Origin of the sequence: Pandoraea sp. LA3 (assembly GCF_022696215.1) — a bacterium.
Lineage (GTDB): Bacteria > Pseudomonadota > Gammaproteobacteria > Burkholderiales > Burkholderiaceae > Pandoraea > Pandoraea capi.
The window spans coordinates 59,119-78,198 of record NZ_PTPY01000027.1; the positions used below are offsets into that span (position 1 = coordinate 59,119).

At 65.2% G+C, this 19,080-nt stretch carries 14 protein-coding genes; 2 read left to right on the forward strand and 12 right to left on the reverse strand.

Translation table 11 applies throughout. From position 1 onward, the window contains the following. Positions 1-21 precede the first annotated feature (21 nt). The 3 genes from C5N93_RS08060 to mprF form a co-directional block, all read right to left on the reverse strand. Entirely contained in the window at positions 22-1,329 is a 1,308-nt protein-coding gene (locus C5N93_RS08060; RefSeq protein ID WP_242558885.1) for a solute carrier family 23 protein, read from the reverse strand. 189 nt (positions 1,330-1,518) lie between these two features. Beyond that, a complete protein-coding gene (locus C5N93_RS08065) occupies positions 1,519-3,357 on the reverse strand; it encodes an AcvB/VirJ family lysyl-phosphatidylglycerol hydrolase (RefSeq protein ID WP_242558886.1) in 1,839 nt (612 codons plus the stop codon). A 23-nt stretch (positions 3,358-3,380) separates the two neighbouring features. After that, positions 3,381-6,197 carry a bifunctional lysylphosphatidylglycerol flippase/synthetase MprF gene (mprF, locus tag C5N93_RS08070; RefSeq protein WP_242558887.1) on the reverse strand — a complete coding sequence of 939 codons (2,817 nt, stop codon included), beginning with the start codon at positions 6,195-6,197 and terminating at the stop codon, positions 3,381-3,383. Between the two features lie 568 nt (positions 6,198-6,765). Here mprF and C5N93_RS08075 point away from each other — a divergent pair. Further along, positions 6,766-8,022 (forward strand): serine hydrolase, encoded by a 1,257-nt coding sequence (locus C5N93_RS08075; protein WP_242558888.1) that lies wholly within the window; start codon positions 6,766-6,768, stop codon positions 8,020-8,022. On the opposite strand, the gene C5N93_RS08080 is transcribed toward C5N93_RS08075, so the two are convergent. Next, the gene (locus tag C5N93_RS08080) at positions 7,994-8,389 is read right to left on the reverse strand and encodes a GIY-YIG nuclease family protein (protein ID WP_242558889.1); all 396 of its coding nucleotides are present in this window, start codon (positions 8,387-8,389) and stop codon (positions 7,994-7,996) included. The two genes, C5N93_RS08075 and C5N93_RS08080, sit on opposite strands and share 29 nt — an antisense overlap. A gap of 218 nt (positions 8,390-8,607) precedes the next feature. On the opposite strand from C5N93_RS08080, the gene C5N93_RS08085 reads away from it, so the two are divergent. Further along, on the forward strand, positions 8,608-10,080 hold the full coding sequence (locus C5N93_RS08085; protein WP_242558890.1) for an SLC13 family permease: 1,473 nt from the start codon (positions 8,608-8,610) through the stop codon (positions 10,078-10,080). Here C5N93_RS08085 and C5N93_RS08090 read toward each other — a convergent pair. The 8 genes from C5N93_RS08090 to C5N93_RS08125 form a co-directional block, all read right to left on the reverse strand. Further along, positions 10,044-10,478, reverse strand: coding sequence for a hypothetical protein (locus C5N93_RS08090; protein WP_242558891.1), 435 nt, complete (start codon positions 10,476-10,478; stop codon positions 10,044-10,046). The two genes, C5N93_RS08085 and C5N93_RS08090, sit on opposite strands and share 37 nt — an antisense overlap. 81 nt (positions 10,479-10,559) lie before the next feature. Beyond that, positions 10,560-11,258, reverse strand: coding sequence for a hypothetical protein (locus C5N93_RS08095; protein ID WP_242558892.1), 699 nt, complete (start codon positions 11,256-11,258; stop codon positions 10,560-10,562). A gap of 76 nt (positions 11,259-11,334) precedes the next feature. Then, positions 11,335-12,855: a type III secretion system translocon subunit SctE gene (sctE, locus tag C5N93_RS08100; RefSeq protein ID WP_242558893.1), complete on the reverse strand. Its 1,521-nt coding sequence runs from the start codon at positions 12,853-12,855 to the stop codon at positions 11,335-11,337. Continuing rightward, positions 12,852-13,376: a CesD/SycD/LcrH family type III secretion system chaperone gene (locus C5N93_RS08105; protein ID WP_242558894.1), complete on the reverse strand. Its 525-nt coding sequence runs from the start codon at positions 13,374-13,376 to the stop codon at positions 12,852-12,854. The genes sctE and C5N93_RS08105 overlap by 4 nt, the downstream gene beginning before the upstream one ends. Next, on the reverse strand, positions 13,373-14,017 hold the full coding sequence (locus C5N93_RS08110; protein WP_150722745.1) for a hypothetical protein: 645 nt from the start codon (positions 14,015-14,017) through the stop codon (positions 13,373-13,375). Before C5N93_RS08110 ends, C5N93_RS08105 begins: the two co-directional genes overlap by 4 nt. 62 nt (positions 14,018-14,079) lie before the next feature. Beyond that, positions 14,080-14,619, reverse strand: coding sequence for a hypothetical protein (locus tag C5N93_RS08115; RefSeq protein WP_242558895.1), 540 nt, complete (start codon positions 14,617-14,619; stop codon positions 14,080-14,082). Between the two features lie 13 nt (positions 14,620-14,632). Next, positions 14,633-15,067 carry a hypothetical protein gene (locus C5N93_RS08120; RefSeq protein WP_242558896.1) on the reverse strand — a complete coding sequence of 145 codons (435 nt, stop codon included), beginning with the start codon at positions 15,065-15,067 and terminating at the stop codon, positions 14,633-14,635. 253 nt (positions 15,068-15,320) lie between these two features. Further along, positions 15,321-18,995, reverse strand: a complete 3,675-nt coding sequence (locus C5N93_RS08125) for a hydantoinase B/oxoprolinase family protein (protein ID WP_242558897.1) — start codon at positions 18,993-18,995, stop codon at positions 15,321-15,323. Positions 18,996-19,080 lie beyond the last annotated feature (85 nt).

Here is a 19,080-nt window from a genome sequence, read left to right on the forward strand (position 1 = left end):
TGCCACGCAAGCGCTCGATCGTTACATCGCCGCCGGGCGAGACGCGCCGCGTCCACGCAGCAACGCGTAAAGAATGATCGCGCCGAACGTTGCGCAACCGATACCGCCGAGCGAGAAGTTGCCGAACTTCAGCGTGAAGTCACCGGCACCCAGCACCAGCGTGACGGCCGCCACGATCAGGTTGCGGTTATCCGAGAAATCCACCTTGTTCTGCACCCAGATGCGCGCGCCGGCGACCGTGATCAGACCGAACACGACGATAGACACGCCGCCCAGCACCGGCCCCGGAATCGTCTGGATGATCGCGCCGAACTTCGGCGAGAAGCCCAGCACGAGCGCGAGCACGGCGGCGACCGCGAACACCAGCGTCGAGTAGATCTTGGTGACGGCCATCACGCCGATGTTCTCGGCATACGTCGTCACGCCCGTGCCGCCGACGCTGCCCGACACGATGGTCGCCAGCCCGTCGCCCAGGAAGGCGCGTCCCATGTAACGGTCGAGGTTCTGGCCCGTCATGGCGCTCACCGCCTTGATGTGCCCCAGATTCTCGGCCACCAGAATGATGGCGACGGGCGCGAGCAGCACCATCGCTTCCGGCTTGAACACGGGGGCGGCGAAATGCGGCAGACCGAACCATGCGGCGTTCGCCACGACGGCGAAGTCGATGGGCTTGCCCAGCCCCATGCCGTTCGTCAGCACGGCGTACAGCACGTAGGCCAGCAGCAGCCCCACGAGAATCAGCAGACGCTGCACCATGCCGCGCGCGAACACGGCCACGAGGCCGACGCACAGCACCGTCGCGAGCGCCATCCACGTGTCGAAGCTCGTGGCGGACACGCCCTTCACGGCGACCGGTGCGAGGTTCAGACCGATGACGGCCACGACCGCGCCCGTCACGACCGGGGGCATGAGCGCTTCGATCCAGCGCGTGCCGACGACCATCACGATCAGCCCGATGACGGCGTAAAGCACGCCGCAGGCAATGATCCCGCCGAGGGCGACGGGGATGTTCATGTTCGGGCCGCTGCCTGCATAGCCCGTCACCGAAATGACCAGGCCGATGAAAGCGAAGCTGGAGCCGAGATAGCTGGGCACGCGCCCGCCGACGAGCACGAAGAACAGCAGCGTGCCGATCCCCGACATGAAGATCGCGAGGTTCGGATCGAAGCCCATGAGCAGCGGGGCCAGCACGGTCGAGCCAAACATGGCGACCACGTGCTGCACGCCCATCGCGATGGTCTGCGGCCACGCCAGACGCTCATCGGGCGCGATCACGCGCCCGGAGGCCGTGTCCTGTTGCTGCCACTTCGGGAAGTAACCCTCTGACATGTTCGATCTTCTCCTGTCTGTCGTGCCGTATCGTGGAATCGGTGTGTGAGGTCCGCATCGCCTCGCCGGGGGCATGGCCGGGTACCCGACAGGTAGGCGATCGGGTACGCGGGCGATGGGAAAAACTGGCCGCAGTGTACGGAGCGCCCGCACGGAAGGCAAGGCGAGAAATATCGGCTACCTGAGACGTTAGCGCTTGGCGAGTCCCTGAAGAATCAGGTCGGCCAGCCCGGTGTAGTTGCCGTCGAAATGATGACCGCCGGGCATCTTCACGATCTGCACGCGCTTGGGATCGAGCCCCGGGCAATTGCTGTCGTCCTCGTCCGCGCCGTAGACGCACATCGCCATGCCGTCGGGCAGCCGCTCCACTTCAGGCCGGATCGGCAGCCCGTTCTGGCTCGACATCACCCAGTTGGTCATGCGGAATTCGAAGTCGGCCTTCTGGCCGAGCCCCATCAACACGAGCAATCCCACGCGATCGCGAGCGACGGGCGGCAGCCGGTTGACCATGAACGGCAACACGTCTGCACCTTGCGAGTAGCCGATCAGAATCGCGCGCTTCTTGTTCCAGCGGGTCTGGTAAAAGCGCATGAGACGGTCGATGTCGAGCGCGCCCGACGCCGGCGTGCGCGCCGACCAGAAGTAGCGCAGCGAATCGACACCCACGACGGGAATCCCGTGCGCCGCCAGTGCGCCGGCGACGTCGCGGTCGAGTCCGGCCCAGCCGCCGTCGCCCGAGAGCAGGATCGCGAAAGTGTCGGCCAGATTCGCAGCCGGTTTGCCCGTCGCGGGCACCTCGATCACCGGCAGGTCGGCCACTGCGGCGGGCGGGCGCGCCGTACCCGCCACGTGATGGGCATTCAGCCGACGGAACGCATTCTTGTACTGCGTCACCCAATCGGCCAGCACCGGTGTGGACGCCGCCCCCGGCGTCGAGGTGATGCCGCTGGTGTCCAGCGCGCCGAGGCTGCCGGCCAGCCCGCCCACGAGCCAGCTCGAATTCGGTGTGCGCGCGGCGAACTCCTGAGCGACGTGGTCCGAGCAGCGCGGGGCGCGTCCTGGACTGCCCGGACCCGCGGCGGGGCCGCCCATCGCAAGCCACGGCGCGCTCATGACGGGGGCGGGCAGCAGACGCATCGGCGCGCCGCCTGCGGTGTGCGTGATGCCGCGTCCGAAATGCACGCCCTCTCCCTGACACAGCGGCCGCGACATCGGCAGCACCGGACAGAAGTCGACCGACAACGCTCCCGAGAACGTGTCGCTCCCCGCCTGCGCGAGCATCGCGTAGGCGAACGTGCCACCCACCCCGTCGCCCACGAGAATCGGCGGCGTGTAGCCCGGCAGTTTGACGGCCGCTTCGACCCATCGGCCGAAGTTGTCGAGATCGCCCGCCGCGTAGACGCACGCGATATCGTCCTTCGTGTAGTTCGCCATGAGCCGTGCGGTATCGATGCCCGCTACCAGCGCCCCGGTGTCGGCCAGCGCGCGGGCCATGCGCTCGGCGCGTGGCGTCCAGCCGTCGTCGTCGGAGAAGAACAGCACCGTGGCGTTCGGCTCGCCCTGCGGACGGAAGATGGGGACGTTTTCGAAGCGTCCGTGCGTCATGATCTCGGGCGCACCGGTCCCTGTCATGCCGCGGGCGTTGGCGCTGCGGAATGCAGCCGCACCGGCCGCTGCCGCAGCCGCTTGCGGCATGACAGGGGCAGGCGCGCTCGAATCGGCGGCGGACGACTGTGCCACCGGCCCCGCCTTCGGCGCGGGCTTCAGTACGTTGAGGGGGTTGCTGCGGGCCTGTGTCGACGGCGACGTCTGCGCGAGCACGGCGGGCGACGTCAACGTCATGGCGATCGCCGTAGCGGGGATCAGCGCACGGAGCATCGCGCGTGTAACGGCTGTCAGGCATGTCAGATGCCGCACCCCACGCGTGAGTCTCCTTTGACGTCCCGCATAGGCATCGTGGCGCATTGCGCTCCGGTTGCCGCCTTCAATACCGACGGCGTAGCCGCCCGCCTGTCCATCCTCTGCCATCGTCACTCCATTCGCGTCGCGCGTCATTTCGCAATCATCCCTTTCCAGCCGCCGCCCACGAGCGACGCCACATCGGCGAGCGTCAGCATCGGTGCGATGCCGCCCGGCGTCATCAGATAGCGTGTCTCCCATTGCGGATCGAACTTCTCCTTGAAGCTGCGCAACCCCCGGAAGTTGTAGAATCGCGCGCCGTGCGCAAACATCATCCGGCCGAAGCGATGCCAGCGAGGTGCGAGCTGGTGCGTCTGCATGCCGGACATCGGCGCCATGCCGAGCCCGAAACGCTGATACCCCTGCGCCTTGAAGTGAAGCATCAGCTTCGCAAACAGGAAGTCCATCGTGCCCGGCGGGGCATCAGGCACCTGACGCATCAGATCGATGCTCGCTTCGATGCGCTGCACGTCGGGACACATCAGTGTGGCGAACGCCACGAGCCGTCCCTCGCGACGCACGAGCGCCACCGGCTGACGGGCGACGTACGCATCGTCGAACGCCCCCAGCGAGAACCCCTTCTCGCGCGTGTGCTGCCGGGCCAGCCAGGCCTCCGACACCGGGCGCATTTCGGCGAGATACGGCGCCACCGCTTCGGGCGGCACGATCTCCAGCGTCAGGCCCTCGCGTTCGCCGCGCGTCACGCCATGACGCAGATTCGCGCGACGCGAGCCTTGCAGACCGAAATCCGGCAACGAGACGAACGCCTCCTCGCCGAGCTTGAACGCGCGTAGTCCGGCGTCGATGTAGAGCGGCAGTGCCTGGGGCCGTGTCTTGTAGAACGCCGCGCGTCCCCCGTGCGAGTCAGCCAGTTCGATGAAGCGCCAGATCAGCTCCGGCCACTCCTTCTGATCGCCGACCGGGTCGGAGAGCGACACCCACGAGCGGCGATGCTTCGCGTACATGATGAAGGCGTTGCCGGATGGCGAGAACAGGAAGCTCTTGTCGCCCATGAGCGCGAGGCACGCATCGGCGGCGGGTTGTTTGCGCACGACGGCCTTCGCGCGCGCCAGTTCGTCCTCGGTGGCGGGCACCATCGCGCCCGGCGACTGACGCAGCAACTGCCACAACGAAAGGCCAAGGCCGATCACGGCGACGACCATCAATGCACGCATCGAGCGCGGCGCGTCGCCATCGAACGTGAACTGCCACCAGAGCTGATTCGCGTAGCCGACGCGCCGGTACGACATGAACATCAGCCAGGTACACGCGCCCAGCACCGAGAGCACCGCAATGATCCAGCCCGGCTCGAACGATTGCGTGAAGAGCGACGAGCGTCGGTCGAACTGCTTGCGCGAGACGAGCAACAGTGTCGCGAGCACGGCCAGCACGAACAGCTCCGACAGGGCGATGCCCTTCGGGATGGCCAGCACCGCCGCGATGACGGTCAACGCCAGCGAACCCCACCACGCTGCGTCGAGCCGGTGCAACAGACCGCGCGCCAGGAACAGCATCGACAACCCCGCCACACTGCCCAGCAAGTGCGACACCTCGACAAGGAACAACGGCACATGACGGCGCAGGAAGTCCTCGGCGTCTCGCGTGGCCGGCGTCACACCGGAGATCAGCAACATGACACCTGCGACGAGCGTGAGCGCCGCCAGCAGGCCGGGGAAGAGGCGTACGGCCGCACGTCCGATGGGAGCGGCGGGCCCCTGACGAAGCTCGAAACCGGCCAGCAGGCACGCGGCGAGCATCAACGGCAGCAGGTAGTAGATGCCGCGATAGAGCACCAGCGCCCCTGCGACCTGACTGATCGGCGCATGGCCGTTCGTTGCGAGCAGGATCACCGCCTCGAACACGCCCACGCCGCCCGGCACGTGGCTGAGCACGCCGAGCGCCATCGCAATCGCATAGAAGACGACGAAGGTCGGCAGGTCGACCACACCGGCGGGTAACAGGCACCACAGCGCGGCGGCGGCCATGCCGAGATCGGCGGCGGAAATGACCAACTGACGCAAGGCCAGCCGTAGCGGCGGCAACGGCATCGACCAGCGCCCGAAGACCGCCACAGTGCGTTTGCGTGCGCACAGCACAAGGAACGCCACCGTGCCCGCGAGCAGCAGCAGGGCGAACAGTTGCAGCATCCACGCGGGAATCGGCACCAGCGCCGAGACGCGCGACGCCCCCCACAACATCCCGAGCGAGCCGAACACCGTCATGCCGAGGCCGAACGCCCCGGCGTTGAACGCGACCGCCTGCGCAACCTTCGAGGCATCGACGCCGGCGGCGGCGTACATCCGCATGCGCACGGTGCCGCCCGTGAGCACGCCGAGGCCAACGGAGTTGCCCAGCGCGTAGGCGATGAACGAGGTCAGCACGACCGTCGAACGCTTGACCTTGGCCCCGGCAAACGCGAGCCCGGAGATGTCGTAGCCAGTCAGTGCCGCGTAGCTCGCCAACGTTGCCAGCATGGCAAGCACGAGCCGCGTCACCGGTGTGTCGTGGATGGCCGCGATCACGTTGTCGTAATGCACGTGCCGCAGCATGTGGTGCAACGCGTCGAAGACGAACAGTCCGAGCAGGAGGACACCCGCGACGATCAACCACGGGCGGGCCGCACTTAACGGGAAACGCCGCAGCAGCCGAATGGGGGCGGGCAACGCGAGCCAGGCCGCCTCAACGGGCGATGGGGGTGATGAGGGCGAGGGAGAGGTATCAGACGCGCCGGAGGTGCCTCCGGCAGACATACCGGGAATATCGAGAGTATCGGTCGGGTTGCCGTCGCCCCCGCCGGCGGCGGACGCCACAGCGCTGGGACCTGCGTTGGCCGTGGATGTCGAGGAAACGGCCAGAGAAGAAGCGTTATCGGCGGGCCGGCTCGGGCGCGCACGGGGCGGTTCAGTCATGTTTCGGTCGATCCTTCGGCCGGCACGACGTCATCTGCGAGACGCCGCCCTCACGGCCTGTGGGCGAGTCGGAGCCTGTCGGTCTGGGAGATAGCTTACACCGCGATGCGTAACAGGTCTTGTCGGTGCGCCACTGACACGCGCGCCGCCGTCAAGCTTCCATCGGCGGCAAAGCCCCGTGCGACGGGCGTTTGCCCGTCGATCTCCTACGATCTCTCACGACTTGAGGCAGTTTTGGCAGCGCAATATCGGTGACGTTCGTCAGCACAGCCCCGTCGCACGGGTGCGGGACGGCACGATTGCGTTCGACTATTGATCGATTGGCGCGATATATGCAACTTAATGTAAAATGCGCGGGTTTTACTGGGTACTTACCCGAAGTTTTTCCTAAACTTCGATTTCGAATATCGCCGCAGTGCGGCACGTGTGCACTCCGAACCATTCCGACTCCGAAGAGAGTCGATCCGGGGTTCGAAGTTTTGTGCACGGGGGGAGTGAACGAATGAACGTCGTACGGCGCCGCCGTCCGACAGGGGCACGTAATACACAAAAAGCTGCGCAGTCGGCCATGCGGCGCAATTCGCATGCCATTGCGCAAGCTATGGGGCACGCTGGCGCATCTGCACGCCGTGTTGTCCTGACGATCCTGTTGGGCACTGCCACATTCATTAGCACGAGCGTCGCGCTCGCGCAGACATCTCAGTCACCGCTGACGCCGGCCAATGCCGAGCCGTCGGCGACCGTTACCGCCACGGCCAGCGCCAACAGTGCGGTCGTCGCCCTGCCCTCGCCGGGCGCGGCCACGGCGATCAAACCGGCGGTACCGATCGGTCAGTCGACCATCACGCAGGGGGTGGCGCAACTCAAGGAGCGCTACAACCTCTCGCACGTCTGGCTTCGTACCGAGACGGACGGTGGCGTTGCATTGGAGGCCGCGACGCCGGGCGACGACGTCCAGCAACTGCTGCCCGTGGCCAGCTTGTCGAAATCGGTGACGGCCATCGGCATTGCGCTGCTCGTGCAGCAGGGCAAGCTATCGCTGGATGCCAAGCTCGGCGAGTTGCTCGACGTCTACTCGAAACAGCACGGCAAGCCGCTCGACCCGAGCTTGCGCGAGCTGACCGTGCGGCGTCTGCTCGCGCACCGGGCGGGGCTCGCGACGAACGGCTTCAACGATCCGGTCAACGGCCTGTTCAGCGGCCTGGCGATTCGTCGCGTGGGTGGCAGTGCCGACTTCTTCAACTATCTCGACGCGGGCGACGCCGGCCACTCGACGGGCCGTTCCGACTTCGTGTATTCGAACGTCTCGTATCTGTTGCTCGGGATGGTGATCGAAGCGGTATCGGGCGAGGACTACAAGGACTTCTGCGAGAAGTTCATCTTCGCACCGCTGGGCGTGACGGATGCGAAGCTGCCGGACAGCTGGCGTCTGCTGGCGCCGTTCGCGGGCTGGCAGATGTCGACGGGCGCGTTGCTCAAGGTGTGGCGTGTGTTCGACATCCGGCGTCCGAGCCTGCTCACGGAGAAGACGCTGCGCGCGCTGTTGCTCGACAAGCAGTCGGGGCCGGTGAACTCGGATCGTGATGTGTATTACACGCTGGGCGTGTTCATGCTGCCGGGTGCGGGCGACCGTAGTTATCGCATCAGTCACGACGGCATCGCGGACTTCTTCCGTACGCAGTCGACTTATTACACGGTGGTGGAGAAGACGGTGCCGGGCGACAGTTGGGCGCTGGTGGTGTCGCCGATTCCGTCGCGCGGCCAGTTCGGCGCGATTCAGCGCGACGTGCGCCGGATCATTCGTCAGGCGCGTCTGGTCCCTTGAGGCTGGTTGCGTCGGTCCTGGCGACGACATCGTCGCCGGGGCTGCAAAGATCCGTGAGATCGCAAACGTAGGTCCCTGCGATCAGACCGCGCTTCTGCGACGCGGTCAGTTGCTTGATGCGGTACTCGGCCCGCGAGGCCGCCGAGCGATCGGCAAACGAGAGCGAAAGCAGAATGCGCGAGGGCGGATACGCCCGCGTGAACCGCGCCCCCTTCCCTGCGACATGCGCCGCATAGCGCGCCTCGACGTCAACCGTAATCCCGGTGTAAATCCGTCCACCCGCACACTCCAGCAAGTAGAGAAACCATGGCTTCGGTGGTGGGGTGACGAAGGCTTCGTCTTCGACTCTGTTAGTTGCTTCTTTCACGTTCAACGCACGCTCACTCACTTGACGACCAGGGCGACAGCGCCGACAGAAGCATCGCCCACGACGACTCACCTTCCGTTCGAGCCAATCTGGCGCAAAGCGGCCAATTTACTCCCGAAATCGCAACTTTCGAACGAAATGATTTCATTATTCCCGCGAAGTCGCATCTTGGGGTAACGTCACACATCCACTGGCCCAACACGAAAACGACAAGCGCCATGACCGAGTCCGCTGCACCGGAGACACCTCACCCATCCCCGTCCTCGCATGCGGCCGACGCCGCGCGACGCGAGCGCTTGCGGGCTCGCCTGCGCGCACTCGGTGGTTACGCCGCCTATGCCGCGCTTGCCCTTGCTCTCTGGGCGGCGAGCCACGGCAGCACGACGCTGGGATTGTCACCGACGGCTGCGCAGGCCGCCGTGCTCGTGCTCTTCACGATCGGCGCATGGGCGTTCGGCCTGTTTCCCGAGCCCGTCACGACCCTCACCTTCTTTCTGCTCGCCGTGCTGCTCCACGTAGCGAAGCCGGAGGTGATCTTCGCAGGCTTTCACTCGGCGGCGTGGTGGCTCGTCTTCGGCGGCGCCGTGACCGGGCTCGCCGTTCGCACGACCGGCCTCGGTTCGCGTCTGGCATCGACCGTCTTCGCACTCAAGCGTCCGACGTACCCACGCTACGTGGCGTCCGTGCTGATCGCGAGCGTCGGGCTCGCGTTCGTCATGCCTTCCACGACCGGGCGCATTCTGCTGCTCATCCCCATCGTGCTCGCGCTCGCGGACCGCATCGGTCTCACCGAGGGACGTCGCGGCCGTACCGGCCTCGTGATGATGGTCGCCGCCGCCAGCTACATGCCGCCGACGACGATCCTGCCCGCAAACATCCCGAACAGCGTGTTGATGGGCGCCGCCGACTCGTTCTACGGCGTGAAGCTGCATTACGCGCCGTACCTGCTGTTGCACTTCCCCATTCTCGGCGCGCTCAAGGCCGCGATTCTGATCTGGGTCGTCTGCCGGCTGTTCCCGGACGACGGCCCGCTCACGAACACTGCCACCGCGACACCTCCGCCGTTCACCGCCGACGCGCGACGTCTGTCCATTCTGCTCGCGCTCGCACTCGCCGGCTTCGCCACAGACGCCTGGCACGGCATCTCCCCCGCGTGGATCTCGGTGGCCGCCGCCATTCTCTGTCTGCTGCCCGCGATTCACATCGTCACGCCAAAGACTTTCACCGATCAGATGCAGATCACCCCGCTCATCTACGTGGCGGGATTCCTCGGTGTCGGTGCAGTGGTCGCCGATACGGGACTCGGAGAGAAAGTCGCGCGGCTCTGTCTCGATGCCGTGGGCATGGTGCCCGGCACCCCCGTCATCAACGCCGCATGGCTGATCGCGATCGGTGCGGCCATCGGCCTGGTGGCCACCCTGCCGGGTCTGCCCGCCGTGCTCACGCCGCTCGCGGGGCAACTGTCGACGGCAAGCGGCCTGCCGCTCTACACCGTGCTGATGCTGCAAGTGCCGGTCTTCTCGACGGTGCTGCTGCCGTACCAAAGCCCGCCGATGATGATCGCGATGCACCTCGGGGGTGTCGGCATGCGAGACGGCACGCGCCTGACAGTGGCGATGACGCTCATCACGCTCGTGCTACTGTTCCCGCTCGATTACGTCTGGTGGCGCGTGCTCGGCATGCTGCCGTAGTCCGCCACCGCGCTCGACGATGTGCCGCGCGTCGTCATGTGACGCGTGGGCACGCCTTGCGGATCGCGACAGAACACGAGCCAGCGATCGCCGTCTTCCTCACGCCAGAATGCGCCCTCGCGCTCGAGAATTGCGCCCAGTCGCAAACGCATGTCGCGGCGCTTCGGGTCGCTCACGCCCGGCAGGATCATGCCGCGCACGTAGCTCAGATGGGGCACGGTGCGAAGCAGCGTCCGGATCAGCTGACAGAAACGCCGCACCGCATGCTCGCCGGATCGGGCTTCGGCGTGAAGCCGAAAGTCGGTGATCGTCAGAACGTTGCCGGCGGCGAGTTTCTCCAGACGATGACAAAGGGACAACTCGCCGTTTTCGACGCGTTGTCCCTTGATGATATGCATGCGTTCGCAAACCTCTGCGCGCGCCGTGAAACGGTGAGTCCTGAAAAATGCCGCAACGGCGCGCTCGCAGACTGTCATGGCTTAGCGAATCGTGTCGTACATCTTCGTGACCTGCTGTCCGATCATGCCGTACATCGAACGCGACACATCGCGGATATCGGCACTCGTCGCGTCGATCCGTTGACGCAGCCGCTCGTTGGTTCGCCGCGTCTCCTCCGAGAGCGATATCTCGAACTCGCCGAGCACGTCGTTATCGCGACCGGCCAGCGCGTCGTCGTTGGACACCACGTCGAACGGCGACTTCACGAACTGACTCACACCCTTGGTCGTTTCCCCTACTGCCGTCCCCACGACGCGCAGCTTGCCCAGCTCACCGCCGAACCCGGCGGCGCCGGAGCCGACGCCCCCGACCAGCGAGAAGCTGCCGGAGACGATGCCGCCGATGGCCGACATCAGGCCCGAGTTGTAGTGCGACCGGTTGGCGTTGAACTTCTCGGCACGTGCCGTCAGCCCGCGCTCGAACACCATCGAATCGTGACGCGTGCGGTAGGCCTGATCGGTGTTGCGCTCCGCGACCCGCATCGAGAGGAACAGCGCGATGAGCATCTGCGCCGATTGCATGCCGTCGACCTGCTCCCGAAGGCGCGGCACAGCGCCCGTCATACGAGATGTGCCGACGTTCGCCTCGCCTGCCGTCGAGCGGTGATTGATGCCAGATGCAAGGTCGCCCGCCGAACCGTAATTCGCGAAGGTGAAAGCGCAATGCATAGTCGTCGTCATGTCCTGCTCCAGAATGAGTCGGCACGACGTGTCGCCGTGCCGTGGATTTCGAATGATTCCAATGTGTCCGGGTGCGTTACGCGCGCGCCGACGACGCCGCCATCCGGATGCGCATCTCGCCCGTCTTCTGCACCTGCTCCCCCGTGGATACGGCAATGTCGTTCTGTTGCCCCACGAGCGTTTCCATGCGCTTTGCCGTCTGCTTCTTGTCGTCGCCGTTCATCTGCATGAGCATCTGCAACCACATCATGTCGACGGAGAGATCGCGCGCCTCGTTCTGCAACTTCGCGCGCTGCACGCCGACGATGCCCTGCCCCAGCGCATTGGCGCCCGCGAACGTGCCGCGCACCGCGTGAGACAGCGACCACGAACCCCGCGCCAGCGCAAAGTAGCCCTGCGTGTTCATGCGCGACGTGAACGAGCGGGTCAGCCCCTTCGCGCTAACGCCCTTACCACGCGCGACCTGTTTGGCCGCCGTCTTCGCCACTTTGTCGAAGGCGCGCGACGCCATCTTTTCGATCATCTGCTGCGTGAACTGCTCGGCCATGCGGTTGAACCCCGCACGCGCCAGCCGACGTGCACTCTGCGTGCCGCTCTGAAGCAGTGATCTGCCCACGCGCTTGCCGACTTCGTTGCCGATCACATAGCCGATCTCAGAGACCACCCGCGTCTTGATCGCATCGACGGCGGCCTTGTCACCCGACTTCACCGCTTGCTCAAGCGCTTCGGCAGCACCGGCCTTGAAGACGCGGCTGGCGGCCTTCGTCGTGGCGCGCTTGGCGAGGAACCCCTTCACCGACGTGCCGAAGCCCACGACCATGCCGAGCATCTGGAACGCCAGTTGCGCATGCCCCCACTTGGCCGCTTCCTTCTCGTGATACGCCGCGTTCTTCGGATCGGTCAGCGCCATCGTCTTGTGATAAGCCGCGCCCAATCCCGCGATCCCCGCGCCGACGTCGGCCACGCCGCCCGCGATCATCATGGGATTCATCGTGAGTACGCCCGTCACGACCTTCACTGCGCCGACCACGACATCGACGGCGGCGATGAGCCAGTCGAACACGACCCCGAAGATGCCGCCCTTACGGGCCTGATTCGCGTCCTCGGTTTTCGCATCCATCTGCTCGCGATACTTCTGAATGTCTTCCTGACGTAGCTTGTCCTGCCGCTCTGCGAGCAACTCCAGGGCACGCTGCGTCGACTTCGCCGTATCGCCCAGCGAGTCCATCGCGATCATGGACGCCAGCATCGCAAGCGTGGACGGATCGACGTTTTCAAGCGCGGCAAGATCCGAACCCTGCGTCGATCCGTTGGCAAGACTCGACGATCGCAACGCGCTCGCAGCCAGGCCACTGCCGATGGTCAGCAGGCGGTTCAACATGCGGGAGAATGCGTCGTTGGCGTCGCGCCAGTCGGCGCCGCCCGGCGTGTCGGGGGTGAAGTCCTCGGTAGCGAGCCAGTCCTGGCGCTGACGACGGGCACGAGAGGCGTCCGCAGATTCGAACGCTTCCTGTGTCCCATTCCCCGTGGACACCGCGTCGACGCCACCGGCTGCAATCGGCGCGTAGCCCGCGCCTATGGAGTGAATGACTGTCATGATGAAGTGGGTTCCGTGTTGCGGTTGAGTGCGTCGCACCGGCCCCGGGCCGAGCGCGCGAGAGTTTCGTGCTGGGGCAGTTGTGCGCAGATACGCAGCGCCGCGCGGTACGACAGTCCCGCAAAAGCGAGATTGCCCATGTGCTCGTAACTGATCCCCGCAAGATAGGGCGGACGCGGATCGGATGCGCAGATCACGCCCGCCTTCGCGAAGCACGGCAACGCCTGTTCGTGCTGTCCGAGACGCTGATAGCAAAGCCCCAGCCCGTACCAGTCGCCGAACGACCATTGGTCGAGCGTCGCGAGAATGAAGTACACGCGCTGAGCGCGCGCGACATGCCCGTCACGGAAGCGCTGCGCAGCGTAGGCCCGCACACTTGCGAGATCGGCCTCATCGAGATCTGCGAGCATGCGCAACGCGCCGCCGCGCTCGAAGAACCGCGAGAGAATGGCCGGCGCATCGGGGGTGTGCTCGCCAGCGTCAGCCGACGATGCGACGTCCGGGACCTCCGGCGTGCTCACGTGCGCATCGACCCGTTGATCTGGTTGAGCTGCGAGCCTTGCGACGAGTAGATGGTGTTCACGAGCGTCGACGCGCCGTTGTATTCCTGAAGCTTCTTGTTGATCTTGATCTGATCGACGGTACGGCTGTCGGACGCCTTCTCGACAAACCCTTCCGCCGCCGCCTTGAGCGCACGAAGGTTCGCCGCAGAGTATTCGTTATTGGTACCGGTCGGCGCCTGATAGCCGCTCTCACCGAGGCGCTTGCTGCGGCTTTCCCATTGCATCAGCGTCTTCTTCGTTCCGTTCTGGTCGACGGTAATCTCGATGCTGTGCTTGTCGAAGAAGCCGCGCACCCCATCGCCGAGCGCGACCTTCTTCGAGGTATCCGAGCCGATGTCGTTGATCAGCGATTCGATCTGGTTGGCGGCGTCGCGCGCTTCCTGTCCTTCCTTCTGGCGGCTTTGCATCTCCTGAATCATGTTTTGCGCTTCGCCGTTGTTCATCTCCATCATCAACATGGCGTAGGCGGCGAGCGTGCCGTGGAAGTCGAGCTTCTGGACCACGCCGCCGATGGAGACATCCCGGATCAAGCCGCCCATGAGCGGGCTATTGAACGAAGCGGTGCGCAGCGACGAGTTCGTGCCGGACACAAGAGTCATAACGTTGGGTTCCTGAAAATAGAGGTCAATCGAGACAGCGAAATGCCGGTCGTGGGCGCAGCTCAAATGCTGCTCACGAGCCTTTTCATGATTTCGCCGAGTTTGGAGACGACGGCGTTGTACAACGTCAGCGTGTTGTCGTAGCGAGTCACGAGACGCTTGAGTTCGATCTGCGCGCTCGTGCTCGACGCGCCATCGTTCGCCGCGAGCGATTGAAGCTTCGCGCCGAGGCTTTGCAGACCCGCCGCGTCGAACGACGCCTCCGCCGCGTGCGAAGCCACCAGTCCGTGACGCACGGCAAAGTCACGCAACGGCTGTGGCAACTGCTGCGGACTGCCGCCCGCGCTCACCCGCTTTTCCATCGCTGCCACCGATGCGACATACGCACCCGCCTCGCGAGCGACAGCCATGCGCGCCTGCGCGTTCGCCAGCCACGCGTTCGCTTGCGTCTGCAAGTCACTCAGACGGCCATCGGCCACGGCAATCGTCGAGAGCAACGGATCGTCGGAACGGGAAGCGGCAGAAGGAAGCGACGCGGTGCCGGACACGCCCGGTGCATCGAAATACATCCGCGACGCCTGCCCTTGATGTCGATAGATCATGAGCGGCTCCGCATCAGGCGCACGTCCGACGCCGAAACGGCGCGCGTTTGATGGGTTGCCCCGGCTTTGCGTCACCGTGCAAAGCGGACGTTGGGGACGTCGGGGACGATGCGGACGACGCGCACGCCATCGGCGAGTCGGCCATCAGACGCTCGACGCTATGCGTGAGCGCAGCCGACATGCGACGGATCTCGCGCTCGTCGCGCCGGAAGTCTTCGCTGTGCACCAGCGCTTCGAGTCGCTGAAGCTTTTCGCGGGCCTGCGGTGTATCGGTCGCTTCGAGACGTGCGACCTCGTCGAGTACCGACTGATACTCCTGCATCTGCCGGTGCAGCTTCTGCCCCACGCCTCGCATCTCGGCGCATGCGAGCTCGTATTGGGCGATGACATCGTCCGTCCCGGCGGACTCGGGCACAGCTTGGGAAGGTTGTTGCGACGACTCAGACATGAAAACGCCTCCGTACGTTGCGGTCAGTCAATTCAGACATGTCGCATCGTACGGAGGCTAGAGGGAACCGCCTTTGCAAAGCCCGTCATCGCTTCCGGGAACCGGCCTCGCTTCAGTCATTTCCCAGTGACGCAAAAGTTACGCGCATCGCGTTGCACGATGCGCTGTCACCTTATCCGGCGGGACGTACCAACAACGCGACTAAGCCGTCACATCGACGTCCGCACACGTCATAACCGGGGAGCCGCTGTCCTTACGCCTGACCGAAACCGCCGCCTCCCGGGGTCTCGACGACGAAGATGTCGCCCGGCTGCATCTGCGTACGTCCGATGTGCGCCAGATCCTCGCGTGAACCATCCACGCGTTCGACGTAGTTCGCACCGAGCGCCCCGGTGCCGCCGCCCTGTGCACCGAACGGTGCGTACACCCGGTTATTGGAGAGGATCGACGCGGTCATCGGCGTCAGGAAGCGAATGCGTCGCACCGCGCCGTTACCACCTTGCCAGCGTCCCTGACCACCCGAGCCCGTACGAATGCGGTGGCTTTCCAGACGCACCGGATAGCGCCACTCCAGCACTTCCGGATCGGTCAGACGCGAGTTCGTCATGTGCGTCTGCACGGCGTCGGACCCGTTGAAGCCGTTGCCCGCTCCGCTGCCGCCCGAGATGGTCTCGTAGTACTGATACGTCTCGTTGCCGAACGTGAAGTTGTTCATCGTGCCCTGACTCGACGCCACACTGCCCAGCGCTCCGTAAAGCGCGTTGGTGATCGCCGACGACGTCTCCACATTGCCCGACACCACCGCCGCCGGGAACACCGGATTGAGCATCGAGCCTTGCGGCACGATCACCGTCAGCGGCTTCAGGCAACCGGCGTTGAGCGGGATATCGTCATCCACCAGCGTGCGGAAGACGTACAGCACCGCCGCCATGCACACCGCGCGCGGCGCGTTGAAGTTGTTCGGCAACTGGGCCGATGTACCGGTGAAATCGATGGTCGCGCGCTGCGTGGCCTGATCGACGCGAATCGTCACTTCGATGACTGCACCGTTATCCAGCGGATAGCGATAGTGCCCGTCGGCGAGCGCACCGATCACGCGACGCACGGCGGCTTCCGCGTTGTCCTGCACGTGCCCCATGTAAGCGAGCACGACATCGCGTCCGAACTCGCCCACCATGCGGCGCAGTTCGTCCACGCCCTTCTGGTTCGCCGCCACCTGGGCGCGCAGATCGGCCATGTTCTGGTCGATGTTGCGTGCGGGATAGCGTGCGCCGCCGAGCAGTTCACGCGTCTCGCGATCGCGCAGTTCACCGGCAGCCACGAGTTGCCAGTTATCGATCAGCACGCCTTCTTCTTCCACGTGTGTCGAGTCGGGCGGCATCGAGCCCGGCGTGATGCCGCCGATATCCGCATGGTGACCCCGCGAGCCGACGTAGAACAGCGGCTCGGGCGCGCCCACGCGCGTGGCGTCGTCATCACTCGCGACGAACACCGGCGTAATCACTGTGACGTCCGGCAAGTGCGTGCCGCCGTGATACGGATCGTTGAGCATGAAGACGTCGCCTTCGCGCATCTTGCCGCGATTGCGCTCGATCACGGTCTTGATGCTCTCGCCCATCGAGCCGAGGTGCACCGGCATGTGCGGGGCGTTGGCGATGAGATTGCCATCGCGGTCGAACAACGCGCAGGAGAAGTCCAGACGCTCCTTGATGTTCACCGAGTACGCCGTGTTTTGCAGACGCAACCCCATCTGCTCGGCGATCGACATGAAGAGGTTGTTGAAGATTTCCAGACGCACCGGATCGGCTTGCGTACCCAGACCACGCTGGGTCTCGCGCGGCACCACACGCGTGAGCACGAGATTGCCCTGCCCCGTCATTTGCGCTTGCCAGCCCGGCTCGACCACCGTCGTACCGCTCTTTTCCGCGACGATGGCCGGACCGTCGATGGTGTCGCCCGCGAGCAGCGTGTCGCGCTCGAACAGCGACGCTTCGTGCCACGCGCCGCCCGCATACAGCTTCACCTGGTCCACCGGCTGTGGCACGCCCGACGTGCGCGCTTGCAACGGCGTGATATCGACGGGGGCGTCCGACAGGCCAATCGCCTCGACCGACGCCACTTCGACGATGAGCGCCGCGCCATCCATCAGGAATGAGTAACGCTGACGATAGGCGGCTTCAAACGCGTCACGCATTTGTGCCACGCTGCCGAACGGCACAGCGATCGCCGAGTCCGTGCCGGCGTAGCGCACGTGAACGCGGCGCACCGTCTCGATGCGTGCCGGCGGCACGCCTTGCGAGAGCAGCACGTTCACGGCTTCGTCGGCGAGGGCGCCGAGCGCGTCTTCCAGTGCAACGAGACCGTCGTTCGCCAGCGGCGCTTCGATCATGCGCTCGCGCATGGCGGTCTGATCGGCCAGCCCCATGCCGTAGGCCGACAGCACGCCCGCGAGCGGATGCGCAAAGACCTTGGTCATGCCGAGCGCATCGGCCACACCGCAGGCATGCTGACCGCCCGCGCCGCCGAACGTCGTCAGCACGTAACGGCTCACGTCGTGACCGCGCTGCACGGAGATTTTCTTGATGGCGTTGGCCATCGCGCCGATGGCGATTTCGAGGAAGCCTTCCGCCAGGGCTTCAGGCGTCTGACGGCGTCCCGTCGCCTGCTCGATCTCGGCGGCCAGCGCGGTGAACTTCTCGACCACGACATCGCGGTCGAGCGGTTCGTTGGCGTTCGGGCCGAAGACCTTCGGGAAGTGTGCCGGTTGAATCTTGCCGAGCATGACGTTGCAGTCCGTGACCGCCAGCGGGCCGCCGCGACGATACGCCGCCGGTCCCGGATTCGCACCGGCCGAGTCCGGCCCCACGCGCAGACGCGTGCCATCGAACGACAGCACCGAACCGCCACCAGCGGCCACCGTGTGGATGCTCATCATCGGTGCGCGCATGCGCACACCGGCGACCTGGGTCTCGAACACGCGCTCGAACTCGCCGTTGTAATGCGAGACGTCCGTCGACGTGCCGCCCATGTCGAAGCCGATCACGCGTTCAAAGCCCGCAGCGCTCGAAGCTCGGACCATGCCGACGATGCCACCAGCCGGACCCGACAGGATGGCGTCTTTGCCCTGAAAGTTGTTGGCGCGCGTGAGCCCTCCGCTGCTCTGCATGAATTGCAGATTCACACCGGGCATCTCTTTCGCGACCTGCTCGACGTAGCGGCGCAGAATCGGCGACAGATACGCGTCGACGACCGTCGTGTCGCCGCGCGAGACCAGCTTCATCAGCGGCGAGACTTCGTGGGACACGGAGATCTGGGCGAAGCCGATGTCGCACGCCATCGCCGCAAGCTTCTTTTCATGCAATTGATAGCGATAGCCGTGCATCAGCACGATCGCCAGCGCACGAATGCCCTTGGCGTAGATGGCTTCGAGGGCGAGGCGCGCCGCGTCGAGATCCAGCTCGCGCACCACTTCGCCGTGCGCCCCGACCCGCTCGTCGACTTCCACCACTTCCGCATACAGCGCTTCGGGCAAGGCGATGTCGAGATCAAACAGACGCGGGCGATTCTGGTACGCAATGCGCAATGCGTCGCGAAAGCCGTGCGTGGTCACCAACGCGAGCGGTTCGCCCTTGCGCTCAAGCAACGCGTTGGTCGCCACGGTCGTGCCCATCTTCACCATGTCGACCAGCTCGGGCGTGATCGGCTCACCGGCGGCCAGTCCCAGCAGATGACGGATACCGGCCACCGCCGCGTCGCGATACTGCTCCGGGTTTTCGGAAAGCAGCTTGTGCGTGACGAGCGAGCCGTCCGGGCGGCGCGCCACGATATCGGTGAAGGTGCCGCCACGGTCGATCCAGAACTGCCAGCGCGAAGCGGTCTGATGCGCGGGGGCGCGGTTTTGAGCGGAGGGCGTGAGAGCGTTCGTCATGGTGTCACTCGCAAAGCAAAGGTCAAACGAGAATCAGAAGAGAGAACGACACGTTGTCGTATCGTCTCCCGTTATCGGTCTTTCA

Coding starts and splice junctions, on each gene's coding strand:
- C5N93_RS08060 (WP_242558885.1), bottom strand. CDS start 1,329: ATGTCAGAGGGTTACTTCCCGAAGTGGCAGCAACAGGACACGGCCTCC.
- C5N93_RS08065 (WP_242558886.1), bottom strand. CDS start 3,357: ATGGCAGAGGATGGACAGGCGGGCGGCTACGCCGTCGGTATTGAAGGC.
- mprF (WP_242558887.1), bottom strand. CDS start 6,197: ATGACTGAACCGCCCCGTGCGCGCCCGAGCCGGCCCGCCGATAACGCT.
- C5N93_RS08075 (WP_242558888.1), top strand. CDS start 6,766: ATGCGGCGCAATTCGCATGCCATTGCGCAAGCTATGGGGCACGCTGGC.
- C5N93_RS08085 (WP_242558890.1), top strand. CDS start 8,608: ATGACCGAGTCCGCTGCACCGGAGACACCTCACCCATCCCCGTCCTCG.
- C5N93_RS08090 (WP_242558891.1), bottom strand. CDS start 10,478: ATGCATATCATCAAGGGACAACGCGTCGAAAACGGCGAGTTGTCCCTT.
- C5N93_RS08095 (WP_242558892.1), bottom strand. CDS start 11,258: ATGACGACGACTATGCATTGCGCTTTCACCTTCGCGAATTACGGTTCG.
- sctE (WP_242558893.1), bottom strand. CDS start 12,855: ATGACAGTCATTCACTCCATAGGCGCGGGCTACGCGCCGATTGCAGCC.
- C5N93_RS08110 (WP_150722745.1), bottom strand. CDS start 14,017: ATGACTCTTGTGTCCGGCACGAACTCGTCGCTGCGCACCGCTTCGTTC.
- C5N93_RS08115 (WP_242558895.1), bottom strand. CDS start 14,619: ATGATCTATCGACATCAAGGGCAGGCGTCGCGGATGTATTTCGATGCA.
- C5N93_RS08120 (WP_242558896.1), bottom strand. CDS start 15,067: ATGTCTGAGTCGTCGCAACAACCTTCCCAAGCTGTGCCCGAGTCCGCC.
- C5N93_RS08125 (WP_242558897.1), bottom strand. CDS start 18,995: ATGACGAACGCTCTCACGCCCTCCGCTCAAAACCGCGCCCCCGCGCAT.